The following is a 14,181-nucleotide window of genomic DNA, read 5'->3' on the forward strand; positions in this document are numbered from 1 at the left end:
ATCTCTTCCTGCTCATGCTAATGTTTTTACTTTTTGTAAGGTTACTTTCTTTAATACCGGATGCTGAACCATCTTAAACTCCCCTTCATATACAATTTACAAATCTATGACAGCATTCCACTTCCTGCTTAGATTTCTAAAAATATTGAGAAGTCAAGTATGGAGGAGGCATTTTCTTGACAATAGGGGGTGTGCCTCTATACTGGGAAAGACGTCTCTCCCAGTAGTTTTTGTCTTTCCTATCTTTTGTATTTTTTGTTTTATTCTTTTTCCGGGTAATAAGGAGATATTTTTCCTTATAGCTCTGGATTCCTGATAGAACCATTCAGGAATGACAACGCGGATAGTGGGTATTTTTGATCTCTTTCTTTTGCCTTTTTTGCTTCTTGGAGATTGTAGGGAGGTTTTTTCCTATAGTCTGGAATAAAAAAAGCCATCGGTTCCGATAAACCTTAGCCTTTGCTTTCTCGCCCTCGCAGGCGAGAAATTTCAGGATGGACTTCCACTCAAAAGCTTTGAGCTTCTTATCTTTCAAACAGAAGCTCTTTTTTCCATCCTCCGGCTTAACTCCTCAGAACCGATGGCAATAATAATATACCACCACTTTTCCATTTCGTCAATAGGGGGGAGAAAAAGTTTTTATAGGTTACAAGAATACCAAGCCATTACACCTTTCTCGCTCTTTTTCCCACAATATCGCTTATCGATGTAGCCGAAAAATAGAGACCGGGTTTTTAGTCCAGGTATTACATCGATTTCAGCACAGCTCACCATGTTTTAAAAATACAGATAGAAATGGCATTATCAGCCATTCTATCTCAACGGGCAAATACAAGTAAAAAGTATAGATCTGTCATCATGAATGACACATTTATACACTCCCTTGCTGTCAACGCGTAGACAAAGAGAGTTTTTTATTGCCACTGTTTATTCACAGAAAAGCATCTCCGGGCAAGAGGCAGTCAGTAGCTTACCCGCGGCCAGCTTAGTGATAAAGTTCGTGCCTTGCCAGTGCTCTAATAAACAGGTCTTCCAACCGGCCAATAGTTCGTTTCTGAAGCACCCATCTGGCCACAAGGCAAATTTTATTATCTTAAATAGTAGCTGGATATTATAAATAATTTCACTGGCTTTCTTTGTAGGGGAGCAGCTCTAACTCTCCCTGAATCAGTTCTATGAGTATACCATCAGGGTCTTTGAAAAATGCAATTCTCACTCCCCCTGTGGCATCAAAAGGCTCAAGAGTGAACCTGACACCAGTTTCTTTCAATTTCTTTACCGCTTCATCCACGTTATCCACCTTAAAACCAATATGTTTAATTCCTATATCCAGGTCTTTTGCCTCTGTAAGAGGTCTACCCTTTTCCTTAAAATGAAATAATTCTATGGTGGCTCCTCCGGCATCCAGATACACTATCTTAAAGTCACCGCCATTTTGCTCTAATATGCCCAACACTTTGAACCCCAGAACACGCTGGTAAAAATCTATAGAGCGCTCCAGGTCAGAAACGGTGATGGTAACATGGTCAAAAGCTTTTATCATCTATCATCCTTCCTTTCCATGGGAAATTTTCTTCCAGCCTTCCATTTTCCCGGGGATTTTCCTGACACAGATAGTTTATCCCCAAAAGGAAACAAAGTCTATCCAGAGAAGGATAGTAGAGCAGTGTTCTTTCTCAAATTTATCTTTCATATCCTCAATAGATGAGTTCTGATTTAATTCAGGGCCTTCTGCAGATCTTTCACAAAATGCACCTTACCCCAACGGCTCTCTCTTTTTTATTTTTACGAGGATATAGAGCATAAAGACCACAGGAGTAACATCCATGCCCCGGGAGAGACTTTTCCTCGCACTTTTAAAAGGAATGATGGCTATTTTCTGGAATTTGAATAATGTTTCCTCATTTCTTCATTTTCAGGGAGACCAAGTACTTCGTCTATTACTTTAACCACCTGGTCATAAGATTTAGTTCGGGGATCCCTTATCAGGAATTCTTCTAAGACTCTTCTATCTCCCGTCAGAAAAGCTTCTAAAGCCCACTCCATTCTTAAAATTCTTGGCATCAGATACATCTTTTTAATTCTTTCCGGAATATCTGGTTCCACCTGGTAAGGATGTATCCCGTCTTTATCTGCGTAAACCGGAATTTCCACCGCAACATCGTCTGGAATCCCTGGAAGCGCTCCTTTGTTAAGCACATTCAAAACAAGGTCAACTTTCTCATTGTTTAATAAAGCATTAACTAACAATATATGCTGCTCTCCACTTTTCTTTTCCGGGTCTAGAATTTTGAATACTTCCTGCGTAAATTCCTCTTTAACTTCATCTTTTGCAAGAGAAACTATTTCATCGTACGTTTCCCGGGATAGCAATTTTGCTTCTGGATTTTCCTGGAAGTATCTCGCCACTTTCTGCATGGTTATCGCAACTTCTGCCTGCCTTTCCTGGTACCACTTCCAGCCTAATTCTGAATCCACTCCTCCCCATGGTTCACCAAACCATTTTTTCTTGGTTTCGAGGTTGTAATGGTATTTCCAGCTTCCGTTCCTTACCGTATCCCCAATGGGCATTTTCCCGTAGAATTCGTACATATCCTTCGCCACAGGAGATAGCTGGTCATCAAATGGATTTGTTGGTTTCCAACTTGCAAGCTCCTCCTCAAACCATTTATCAATCAGAGGATAGGCATCCTTTCCTTCGTACAAAAATCTGGTCAGCCATATTCCATGGTTTACTCCGGCAACCTGCCAGTCCACTTTATTTTTATCCAATCCCAGAACCTCTATCATGTGGTCCACAGCATGATGACCGTGACATATACCTACCATGTTTATAGGAACATTCCTGGATATTAAATTAGTCAGTTCAAAAACAGGGTTTGCTGCTTGCAAAAGCCAGGCTTTGGGCGAAAATTTCTCTATCATTTTTGCAACATCATACATAAATTTTAGTTGATTGAAATTACTGATTGTATAATAATCAGAAACCATATTAAATTCCTGAGAATCTATCCCTCTATAATAACCATATTTCTCAGAAATTCGCCTGACTTTTTCAAAATAACTATGTCCGCCAACCAGCGCTGTATTAACAACAAAAGATGAATCTCTTATTGCATCCTCCACACTGGTAGTGGTTTCAAATTCCAAATCAACTCCCAGCTCTTCAGCATATTTTTTAGCTAATACATACACTGCGTTCAACCTATTTTCATCAATATCCATAAAGGATACAAGACTACCGGCTAACTCCTTTGTTTTACAAAGATCTCCTACCAATCTCAGAGAAAACGCTGCACTTCCTGCCCCAATAATGCTTAATTTGGTGGCTGCCATTATCACCATACCTCCTTAAAGTTGACTTTTAGCTAACTTTATAAATTCCGGAATCCAGAAGCAAATCCAGTAAAAACAATTTAAAAGACTCTTCACTTAAAATGCACATTGGACGATAAAAAGCTTATAGCAAATTATAGCCCTCCAGGATAAATAACCTGCTTTTATTCTGCAGTAACAGGAAAAATTAGAGAAGCATATCCCACTACTTCTTGATAGTCACCACTTACCTTTCCACTATGGGAGTAAAAGAGCAGTTTTCCTTCCTCCTGTGAACGCCTTTTATGATACTCCATCAAAGCAGCAATCCCTGCCGGGCCACAGATGCTTATATTTTCCCTCCTTATCACCCTATAGAACTCCTCAGTCTGCAAAGAAACAATACAGGATATAGCATGGCTATCTTTTGCTTCTGCTACCTGGGCTGGCTCATAATGAGAAAAATCACTACTGGCCACTACCGCTATTTTACGCTTCCGAGATAGTTCTTGCACAGCTCGACTTATTTCTAAAGCTACTTCCAAAGTTTGATCCCAGACAGTAACGGGTACAATTTGAAAGGGATAAGGAAGAAAATATTGCAAAAATGGAATCTGGACTTCCACAGAATGCTCCAGTTGATGAGCCCGGGAATCGGGAGAAAAAAGAGGATAATGAGAAGCAAGGAATTCCACCGCTTCCAGATCTACCGCTACTTCTCCCAGAGGTGTTTCCCAGAAATCGGCATCACTTAAAGCTACTCTTTTACCTGCTCCTCGATGGTTGGGCCCAATTATAACTATGGTATCCACCGGAGAAGCCAGAGAAAGAGAGTAAAACGACCAGCAAGCCACTGCTCCAGAATAGATGTAGCCTGCATGGGGACTGACTACTCCACTTACCTCTTTCCATTTTGTTAGCTCCTCTTCCTTTCCATGAGGACCTGCTTCAGAGTAAAAAAGCTCTTTAATCATCTGGCGGAGCTCCCTCTCCCGACCGGGATAGAAATACCCCGCTACCGCCGCTTTTCTAACCATCTCTACCACCCTCTATAATGTCCTTTTCTCAAACGAGAAAATACCATAATCAAAAACAAGAGAATGATTGCCAGAATGAGAATGAAAAGATTGGAGCCTCCCAGAAGGAGGAAGGAAGTCCAGAGATAAAGGAAAAGAGAATGACTGTTACCACTCTGCCAGGACTTACGGAAAAACTCCTGGGCTTCTTTTAATTTTCCTTCTTCCCGCAGATGGACACCTTTCTCGTAGTAAAGCTCTCCCAAAGTTTTCTTCCAGTAATCCCGATTTGCACTATCATTCAGAAATAAGTCCTCTGCTTGATAAATTGCCCTATCTAAGTCTCCTCTTTTTCGGAAGAACTCCAGTAGCAGACGAGCTACCTCGGGGTCTTCTCTTTCTTCGGGAGAAAGTCTCTCCATCACTTGCATGAATTTCTGACTTTCTCCTTCTTCCAGCAAAGAAGCTAAATGCAATTTAGGGTTGATTAAAAAGTTAACATCAATAACCTGCAGACGATTATTGCCAGCATCAGCTATCCATAATTTGCCATCTTTGTCTATCCAGAGACCTTCAGGAAAGGAGAACTCTCCCTCACCCCGCCCTTCCTCTCCCATTATCTCCTGGAGAACTCCCTCCCGGTTATATACTTTTATGCGGTGATTGCGATAATCAGAAATAAATACCCAGTTTCCTTGAATGAATAAATAGCGAGGTTGATTGAAGTCTTCTTCCCCTTCTCCTCCCTGACCAAAACGGAAGAGGAAATTACCCTTTTCGTCAAACACTTTTATGCAGTGATGTTGAGTATCTACCACCCAGATATGACCATCTCCATCTACTGCCACCCCTCGAGGATAATAAAACTCATCATTCCCCATGCCTTCCTTCCCAAAGGTGAAAAGCTCCTCCCCTTCTGGACTGAAAACCACTATTCGAGATTTACCGGTATCAGCCACGTATATTTTCCCCTCTTCATCTATCCAGATACCCCGGGGCTCTTGTAGAGGAGTTTTAGCTTTCAAAAAACCAGAGGTAGAGAAATCATCACTATTTATAACTCTCACTTGATTGGCTTTTTGCTCTACAATGTAGATTCTATTCCGTTGTTCATCTTTTCCCAGCCCTGCCGGACTATTCAATCCGGTTAAAGCTTTCTGTATCTGTTCATCCGGGGTTAAGGAAAGAAATCTGTTATTACCCCAGTCATTAACTAAAATTAACTGATTCTGGTCATCTACCAGAATACCCACTGGATAATCTAAAAAAGGCAACTCTCCCCCCACTTCTTCAATTATCTTTTCTACTTCCCAGGAAGCTCCCTCTGCCACAGAAAAAATAATCAATAGAAACATAAACGCTAAAAAAGCTTCTCTACTGAACTTCATCACTCAATAATACCTCCATTTCCTCCCTGATCTTCTTCTCTACTTCTTCCACACTCCAACCTTTAACTTCAAAAGGAGGAGAAAAGGTCACCTGGATGGGGAAAGGACGGGGTATCTTCTTATCTCGGGGCAGGCTTTCATAAGTCCCCCGGATACCGGCTACCACCACTGGCACTTCAGCGCGAAGAAGAAGCTTCAGGGCTCCTCTCTGGAAAGTTCCCAGTTCCCCCTGATTACGAGTTCCTTCGGGGAAAAGACCTACTACTTTTCCCTCTTTAAGAAGAGAAAAAATCCTTTTCACTGCTTCCTTATCTCCTTCTCCCCGGTGAAGAGGAAAAGCTCCTAAACGCCGTAAGAAAAAGGAGACTAAAGGGTTACGGAAAAGTTCCTCTTTAGCTACAAAATGTACTCTCCGAGAAGAGGCACATCCCAGCACAATGGGGTCAAGATTGCTGGAATGGTTAGCCACCAGAATACAAGGCCCCTGCCTGGGAATATGATTTACCCCTTTCACTCGAAAAGAGAAAAAAACCTTCAACAAGAAAATGGCTAAATACTTACATATATAATATATCATTTCTCTTCCTATTTTACTCCCTTTCCTCTGTGAGGTTCTACTCCAATTTTAGAGAAAAATTCGGGGTATCAAAAGGTTCTGCATCAAAAACCGGATATACTGAATACTAAACTAAATTCCACCAAACAAGCTAAGACTTGAATCCATAACTTTTCCATTTTACCTTATCAAAATAAAACAGATATAAAAAAGAATAGCAAATAAAAGCCCCACAAGCAACAATCAGAAATGAGGTTTCCAGAGAGAACTCCCCCTTCATAACCCCCCAAAGATAAAAAACAAAGACTTAAATAAAAGTAACCTACTGAGGAAAAAAGTGTCTCTCAGTGGATTCCCAATTGAGGATTTCAGAAATGGTGAAAAAGGAGACATTATTCCTGAATGGTTCTGTCATCCTTTTGTCGTCACCCCTGAGTGCCTCTATTGCCCCTTATCCGTCACCCCTGAGTGCCTCTACGAGGGGTCCACAGTATTTAAAAGCCTTTGGATTCCCGATTAAAGATTTCGGGAATGACGGCGGGGCATCACTCCTGAATGGTTCTACGAGGAGTCTACAGTGCTTAAAAGCTTTTGGATTCCCGATAAAATATTTCAGGCATAACAAAATAAAGGGAATATTCTCACACCCGTCATTTCTGAATGCCTCACTATAAAAAACCTCTTACTATCCAGAGGGAGAAAAAAGAGGTTGCTATGTCGGCGATGTGACGGGATTTACGATAACACACGAGGGAAGCCAGCCATCTGAGGATTGAACAGAAAGGTAAAGAACATTATAATAGTTTCTGTGATTAACTACCATAATCGGGGGGGGAATACCTAAAAGGAGGCGAAAATCATGCCCAATATTACCGTTGAAGGACCACCAATCCCCGATATCGAAAAAAAGAGAAAACTGGTGAGAACTATAACTCAAGTGGCTACAGAAGTATACGGATTGCCAGCTCAAGCTATTATCGTAACCATCCGGGAAAATTCTCCAGAAAACGTAGCAATTGGAGGAAACTTATTGTCGGACCAGAAAAAAAGCTGAGAATCACCGGGTAATTATACCCGGTGATTCTCCAAACACCTTGCTCCTAGAAGGTTAAAAATACTCCCCACTATTTTAAGCCCCAAAATCGCTCAGGAAAGAGAAAAATCTTTTAGAAATTTCTCCATCCCTATTTTAGAATTAGTAGCGAGAATAGAACGGCTCCTGACGTTCCATTCTTTGTTTCCCAGCTCCCTGACTTCTCCTCCTGCTTCTCGTACCAAACATATCGCTGCTGCTACATCATAAAAAGATAGTCCCAGCTGTAGATATCCTTCTAAGCGGCCGCAGGCTACATAAGCCACCCCCAGAGCAGCGCTTCCGAAAGAGCGCAGAGCCTGGCACTCGGCAGCAATCTGAGCATAAACAGGCTCCATAATCTGCCACTTAGCACTCTGGTGAGGAAAGCCTGTTCCCACAATAGTTCGGTGCATCTCTTTTATATCTGAGGCTCGAATTCTTTCTCCATTCAGGAAAGCTCCCTTCCCTTTTTCTGCCCAGAAAGTTTCTCCCAGACGAGGAAAGTCCAAAACCCCTATTATCGGCTCCCCTTCTCTGAGATAAGCAATAGAAATACCATAAAGGGGTAAATTATGAATGTAGTTACTGGTACCATCAATGGGGTCAATCACCCAGGTAGAGGAAAAATCTTCCAGAGGATAATCGCTTTCCTCTCCCCAGAAAAGGTCTTGAGCAAAATGAGAAGATAGCCCCTCAATTATCATCTCCTGAGCTTCTTTATCTACTTCAGTAACCACATCAAAAGGACTATTTTTCTCTTTTATTTCTTGAATATGGTTCTCGTGGTCCATCACAAATTTCCCCACTTCTTTAGCCACATCTAAAGCAACCGAAAGACGAGTAATCACTCTCAATCTCCCATACAAGTCCCTAAAGAGCGAGCTATATCTAAGAGAGGTGAATCCAGCGGAACAACTTTCAAGCTGGATATGGCCACTTCCATAGGCAAAGGAACAATCTCTTCTCCCTGGAGGGCCGGGAAATAACCATATTTTCCTTCTGCTATTAAATCTACGGCTTTGGCTCCAAAGCGAGTAGCTAAAATCCGATCAAAAGCCGTGGGGGAACCCCCTCTTTGCAGATGTCCCAACACTACTGTTCTTGTCTCCAGGCCAGTTTTTCTTTCTATATCCTGCCCTACTTTATATCCGATGCCTCCCAAACGAATCTGATCGTGGCTTTCCTCTACTATTTTTTGCACCACCATCTCTCCTCCTTTAGGACGGGCTCCCTCTGCCACCACTACAATACTGAATCTCTTCCCTGCTGCTCCTCTTTTCAGGATGAATTCACAGACTTTGTCTATGTCGAAAGGAATCTCAGGAATGAGAATGATATCTCCTCCTCCTGCTATCCCTCCATAAAGAGCAATCCATCCTGCGTATCTTCCCATCACCTCCACCACCATAACCCGGTGGTGAGATTGAGCAGTAGTATGAAGACGGTCAACAGCATCAGTAACCACCGCTACTGCTGAGTCAAAGCCGAAGGTCAAATCAGTTCCTCCCAGATCGTTATCAATGGTCTTGGGAACTCCCACTATGTTCAAGCCTTTTTCTGCAAGCTTTTGAGAAACATTAAAAGTCCCATCCCCCCCAATGGCAATTAGAGCTTGAATGTCCATTTGATGGTAATTATCAATCACCTTCTGAGAAAAATCACGAAAAACTAACTTTCCTTCTTCATGCACCGGGTAGCGAAAAGGGTCTGCTTTATTGGAAGTTCCTAAAATAGTCCCTCCCAGGGGCATTATCCCTGAAACGTCATTGTATTCTAACTTTCTCCACTTTCCTTCTACCATCCCCTCAAAACCGTCTAATACCCCTACAACTTCCCAGCCATAGCGGAGAACGGCTCTTTTTACCACAGCATGGATAACTGCATTAATACCGGGGCAATCTCCTCCTCCGCTCAAAACCCCTATTCTTCTAACTTCCACTATTTTTTCCTCCTCATCATAGCTAAAAACCGGGACAGAGCCCTGCTCGCTACTATTCAGCCATCATCTGAAGTCTGAAGTTCTCCAATACTAAATCCTGGCATTTAAACTAAAATTACACTATATAGGGCTCCAGCAGCTGTTTAGCCAGTAAAATACCTCGCAATTTGCTTTCTTTGTCTTTCTCAAAGCTTCTATCTTCGTGTTCGATACTCACCACATAGTTATAGCCCACTTCATAAAGAGCGTTAATGAAAGAGTTCCAATCGATATCTCCCGTCCCGGCCACTTTATCTATATACCAGCCAAAACCAAAGATTCCTACTTCGTCTAACCTATTCCAATCAATACGAGTGTCTTTAGCATGAACATGAAAGATTTTTTCTTTAAAATCATAAACTGCTTTCACATAATCAATTTGCTGCCAGATGAGATGAGAAGGGTCAAGATTGAGACCGAAATAATCTGAGGGAATCATCTCAAACATTCTTCTCCAGATCTCTGGAGTAGTAGCTAAATTTGTCCCCCCAGGCCAGCGGTCTAAGCTATAGAGCATGGGGCAGTTCTCTATGGCCAATTTTACCCCGTGGTCTTCAGCAAATTTAACTAAATCAGGAAAAACCTTTTTAAACTCTTCCAGAGATTCTTCCACATTCATGCGAGGATCTCTCCCTACAAAAGTTCCCACCACTTTTACTTCCAGCTTTTCTGCAGCCTGAATAACTTTCTTCAAATGTTCATGGTAAAAACAACGACTTTCCAGATCGGGATCCAGGTTATTGGGATAATAGCCTAAAGAAGATATCTCCAGGTGATTACTCTGGAATAGTTCTTTTATCTCCTGTGCTTTTTCCTCAGTAAAATTTTCTACGTCGATGTGCTGAGTACCAGCATATCTTCTCTTTTCAAAAACTCGAGGCCAGCAAGCCACTTCTAACATACCAAAACCTTTTTCCTTTGCCCACTTAACTATCTCTTCAAGCTCCATTTCCGGTAAACAAGCAGTCATAAAACCTAATCTCATTTGCTCACCCTCTTTTTAGTTAACTCTAATCCATTTTCCCTCTTTAGCACTGCGGAGGATAGCTTCGCAGAGAACAACTTCTCTAAGTCCATCCGTGAAAGTGGGAAAAGAAAAATCTCCTCTTTTCCCTTCTAAAATACACTGATAAATTTCACGGAAAAGCTGTTTAGAAGTATCGGGAAATCCTTCATTATGTCCTCCAGGGAAAGAAATGATTTTCCTTGCTTCTTCACTGACCAAGGAAGGATCCTTTAAAAGCAATTCGTTAGCTCGATCTCTCCTTCCTATCCACAACTCATTAGGTCTTTCCGAATCCCAGAATATAGCCGAGCGTGAACCATCGATTTCAAAAGAGCACCGATTTTTCCTGCCTGCTGCTACCTGGTTTACGGTTAGCACTCCATGAGCCCCATCTTCAAAGTGTAATAAAACACTGGCGTAATCTTCGGTAGAAATAGGTATATCCTGATAATCTTCTGGCTGCAGTATTTTACCGGCATAAGTTTCTACTGGCTTTAAAGGCTTCTTCCTGGTTTTGTGGAAAGTGGCAAAATCAGCGAAAACTTCCGCTATTTTCTTTTGAGTGACATATTCCACCAAATCTAACCAATGGGAACCAACATCAGCTATAGCTCGAGACTCACCACTTAACTCTGGTTCCAATCTCCAGTTATAATCAGTTTCATAAAAAAGCCAATCCTGGAGATAAGAACCATGAATGGCCAACACTTTCCCTACTTCCCCTTCTTTAACCATCTCGTGCGCCTCGCGAACCAGAGGGTAGTAGCGAATATTGAAATGAACAGCATTTACCAGTCCTTTTTTATCAGCCAGTTCTACTAACTCTTCTGCTTCTTGACGATTCATAGCCAAAGGCTTTTCACAAACTACATGTTTTCCAGCCAGAAGTGCATCTTTGCTCATCTGGTAATGAAGATAATTAGGGGTACAAATGTGTACTACTTCCACTTCCTCATCTTGCAAGAGATCCCGATAATCACCATAGTATTTCTTTACTGCGTACTGATTGGCCTTCTCTCGGGCCACTTCTTCGTTTATATCAGCTAAACTTACCACCTCGGCCAAAAAAGTCCGACGAGATGCTTCGATATGAGCCGGACCAATAAAACCAGTGCCTATTACTCCTACTTTTAGAGTATTACTCATCCTATAACCCCCTTTTCCAATCTCTCTTTTGCCCAGGTAGCTGTGCCAACAGCTCCAGCATCCATGCCTAATTGCGCTGGCACAAATTGAATAGTATCTACCGGAATCATAAAAAGCCTCTCTTGTAAACCCTGCCGAATGCTTTTAAAAAGAAGCTCTCCTGCCTGAGCCACTCCTCCTCCAATAACTATCATCTCCGGGTTAACTACCACACAAATGCAGGAAAGAGCCTGGCCAATGTAAGAACCAGCTCGCTCAATTATTTCTATGGCTACCCCATCCCCTTTCTGGGCAGCTTCAGCAATAACTTTAGGGTTAACTCGACTGAGGTCATCCCCCACTGTATCCCGGATTAAAGTATCATTTTGTTGAACCAGGGCTCGTAAAGCTTGTGCTACCATAGCAGGTCCTGAAGAATAAGCTTCTAAACATCCTCTGCTACCGCATCCACAGCGTAGTCCATTTGGCTCTACTGTGATATGCCCAAATTCTCCTGCTGACCCGTCTTTACCGATATAGAGGTCGCCATTCAATACTACTCCTCCTCCAATTCCCGTACCAATAGCCATCATCACCAGGCTCTGGACTTCTTTTCCCACTCCAAATCTTTTCTCAGCTAAAGTTATAGCTCGCACATCATTAATTACTGCCACCGGTAAAGACAGTTCTTCTTCTAACCATTCCCGGATGGGGATTTCCTTCCACTTATTGGGAAAATTAGGGAGCAAAAGACAAATCCCTTTTTCCCAGTCGATAAGACCAGGAATCCCGATACCTGCTGCCTGCACCCTGAAACCTCGCTCCTCAAACCTTCTTCGCAACTTCATAGCCTCTGAGGCAATGTCTTTTACCACTTCTTCTGCTTTCCGCATAGCTCGGGTGGGGATTATGCTCCTCTCCAAAATTGTCCCTTCCCCGTCTACCAAAGCTACTTTGGTATTGGTCCCTCCTAAATCTATCCCTAAAAAAGCTGTCTTAACCATGTGAAACCTCCTAAAATTCTATTTCTCGACGAATTTGAGCTTGATCAGCCACCAGTCTTACCGTAAACCGCAGACGATCTCCTCGCGCTATCGATTTAGTCCATTCCACAGGAACTTCAGTTTTTAAATAAGTTAACCTTTCAATAACAAAAGCAGGGAGGCTAACTTGACATCTTAAAATTTTAGCCTCTTCTTTACGAATCTTTCCCACCTCATAGGTTTCATAAGCATGATCAAGCAGAAGGTTATATTTTTCTCTCAAAGTAGAATAAAGTGAGCCTTCCTCTAAGTTTTCTTTTACTAGATCTGGACACAGGTAATAAGGAATAAAAGTTTTCTCTAATAAAATAGGCTCCCCATTAGCTAACCTTACTCTGACCAATTTGTTGATTTTTCGACTCCCATCGGGCAATTTCAAAATCTCAGCCATTTCTTCATCAGCTTCTATCACCCTTTGTTCTAACACTTGAGAGCTGGGCTCCAATCCTAATTCTCGCATATCCTCACTAAAACTATAAAGGCGAGGAAGCCTTCGTCGTAGCTTAGGAGAAGTAACAAAAGTTCCCACTCCTTGCTTGCGATACAGATAACCTTCTTGCACCAGGGAGTTAATAGCCTGTCTCACTGTTATTCTGCTTACCCCGTATCTTTCACATAATTCGCTTTCTGAGGGAATTTTATCTCCTGGTTGAATAGCACCGCTAATAATTTGAGCTTTAATGATATTCTTCAACTGAAGATAAAGAGGAAGATTACTATCCTCTACTAATTTCTCTAATTCCGGCAGAAGATTAGCCTTTCCATCCATTCCTTTTTCCTTAGCATCTATTATCTTTTCACCTGCCCCTCATTTAACAACATTAAACCACTAAAACCATCATGATACAAACTACAAATCACCCTCATAAAGGATTATAACAGAAGAGAACTATAAGGGGGATACTTCCCTTATAACCCCCAGAAAAACATAAAAACCCAAAAAAACAAGCATAAAAAAACAAAAACCACGGAGGGAGAAAAAAGATCTCCCTCAGTATAAGTGATAAAGAATTCCCCCTTATAATCCCCGAAAGACCAAAACGAAAAAACAAAAGTTACTGGGAGGAGAAAGCACCCCTCGGTAGAAACCTCTGGATTCCCAATAAAAGATTTCAGGAATGACGGCGGGGCGTCACTCCTGAATGATTCTACGAGGAGTCTATATTATTACCTCGCTAAATTTCAGGCATGATAGATGAAGGAAGTCCTTCCAGGGAGAAGGTCAGGCTGAAAAGAGCTCCTCCCTCAAGAATGCCTCCTCATAGTTTGTCAGGTAATTCTTGGTTTGGCTAAAATCTCTCTAATTTCAAAATCTAAAAAGTTTCTGGCATAGGCAGGTTTTACCACAATAGCGGTATCCACTCCTCTATCAGTACCTCCTATGGATATGGTTTCTTTTTCTACATCGATAAATCCGGCCTCTGCAGCCATCAAGGTAATTTCTACTGCCACTTTCATGCCTTGACTAAACCTTCTAAGAGTCTCAGCTACAATTTGATTGGCACTAAAGCCTCCCTTTTGAGAACTAAAACTGGAACTCACATCATCTCCCAAAGCATGGATAGAAGTAAGCACTTTAGCTCCTTTTTCTTCCAATTCTTTTCTAACTTCTTCTTCCATTATCCAGCCCTCATTTTTAAATCCATAAGAGATAGTGACTACCACTACATTGACTTTTG

13 protein-coding genes are annotated in these 14,181 nt (G+C 41.8%); 1 reads left to right on the plus strand and 12 read right to left on the minus strand.

Annotated elements, in window-relative coordinates:
• Window positions 1–1,123: 1,123 nt before the first annotated feature.
• The 5 genes from GXZ17_RS03675 to GXZ17_RS03695 all read right to left on the minus strand — a co-directional run bounded on the left by GXZ17_RS03675 (window position 1,124) and on the right by GXZ17_RS03695 (window position 6,296).
• Complete coding sequence (locus GXZ17_RS03675; protein ID WP_409375937.1) at window positions 1,124–1,543, minus strand: VOC family protein; 420 nt, start codon at window positions 1,541–1,543, stop codon at window positions 1,124–1,126.
• 329 nt (window positions 1,544–1,872) lie between these two features.
• Window positions 1,873–3,336: an alpha-glucosidase AglA gene (gene aglA, locus GXZ17_RS03680; protein WP_409375938.1), complete on the minus strand. Its 1,464-nt coding sequence runs from the start codon at window positions 3,334–3,336 to the stop codon at window positions 1,873–1,875.
• A 164-nt stretch (window positions 3,337–3,500) separates the two neighbouring features.
• Window positions 3,501–4,352, minus strand: coding sequence for an AmmeMemoRadiSam system protein B (amrB, locus tag GXZ17_RS03685; RefSeq protein WP_409375939.1), 852 nt, complete (start codon window positions 4,350–4,352; stop codon window positions 3,501–3,503).
• Window positions 4,353–4,354: 2 nt separating this feature from the next.
• Window positions 4,355–5,719, minus strand: coding sequence for an SMP-30/gluconolactonase/LRE family protein (locus GXZ17_RS03690; protein ID WP_409375949.1), 1,365 nt, complete (start codon window positions 5,717–5,719; stop codon window positions 4,355–4,357).
• Complete coding sequence (locus GXZ17_RS03695; RefSeq protein WP_409375940.1) at window positions 5,706–6,296, minus strand: lysophospholipid acyltransferase family protein; 591 nt, start codon at window positions 6,294–6,296, stop codon at window positions 5,706–5,708. Before GXZ17_RS03695 ends, GXZ17_RS03690 begins: the two co-directional genes overlap by 14 nt.
• An 838-nt stretch (window positions 6,297–7,134) precedes the next feature.
• Here GXZ17_RS03695 and dmpI point away from each other — a divergent pair.
• Window positions 7,135–7,329: a 4-oxalocrotonate tautomerase DmpI gene (gene dmpI / locus GXZ17_RS03700; RefSeq protein ID WP_409375941.1), complete on the plus strand. Its 195-nt coding sequence runs from the start codon at window positions 7,135–7,137 to the stop codon at window positions 7,327–7,329.
• 92 nt (window positions 7,330–7,421) lie between these two features.
• Here dmpI and GXZ17_RS03705 read toward each other — a convergent pair whose 3' ends face one another.
• The 7 genes from GXZ17_RS03705 to GXZ17_RS03735 form a co-directional block, all read right to left on the minus strand.
• The gene (locus tag GXZ17_RS03705) at window positions 7,422–8,198 is read right to left on the minus strand and encodes an inositol monophosphatase family protein (RefSeq protein WP_409375942.1); all 777 of its coding nucleotides are present in this window, start codon (window positions 8,196–8,198) and stop codon (window positions 7,422–7,424) included.
• A 2-nt stretch (window positions 8,199–8,200) separates the two neighbouring features.
• Window positions 8,201–9,289 (minus strand): 6-phosphofructokinase, encoded by a 1,089-nt coding sequence (locus GXZ17_RS03710; protein ID WP_409375943.1) that lies wholly within the window; start codon window positions 9,287–9,289, stop codon window positions 8,201–8,203.
• A gap of 115 nt (window positions 9,290–9,404) precedes the next feature.
• Window positions 9,405–10,313, minus strand: coding sequence for a sugar phosphate isomerase/epimerase family protein (locus GXZ17_RS03715; protein WP_409375944.1), 909 nt, complete (start codon window positions 10,311–10,313; stop codon window positions 9,405–9,407).
• 15 nt (window positions 10,314–10,328) lie between these two features.
• Window positions 10,329–11,480, minus strand: a complete 1,152-nt coding sequence (locus GXZ17_RS03720; protein WP_409375945.1) for a Gfo/Idh/MocA family protein — start codon at window positions 11,478–11,480, stop codon at window positions 10,329–10,331.
• Window positions 11,477–12,463, minus strand: a complete 987-nt coding sequence (locus tag GXZ17_RS03725; protein WP_409375946.1) for an ROK family protein — start codon at window positions 12,461–12,463, stop codon at window positions 11,477–11,479. The genes GXZ17_RS03720 and GXZ17_RS03725 overlap by 4 nt, the downstream gene beginning before the upstream one ends.
• Window positions 12,464–12,473: 10 nt before the next feature.
• Window positions 12,474–13,271, minus strand: coding sequence for a GntR family transcriptional regulator (locus GXZ17_RS03730; protein WP_409375947.1), 798 nt, complete (start codon window positions 13,269–13,271; stop codon window positions 12,474–12,476).
• Window positions 13,272–13,771: 500 nt separating this feature from the next.
• On the minus strand, window positions 13,772–14,181 hold a 410-nt coding region (locus GXZ17_RS03735; RefSeq protein ID WP_409375948.1), incomplete at its 5' end, for a hypothetical protein.

The organism is Candidatus Sordicultor fermentans, from assembly GCF_012728195.1.
Classification (GTDB): domain Bacteria; phylum Atribacterota; class Atribacteria; order Atribacterales; family Caldatribacteriaceae; genus Sordicultor; species Sordicultor fermentans.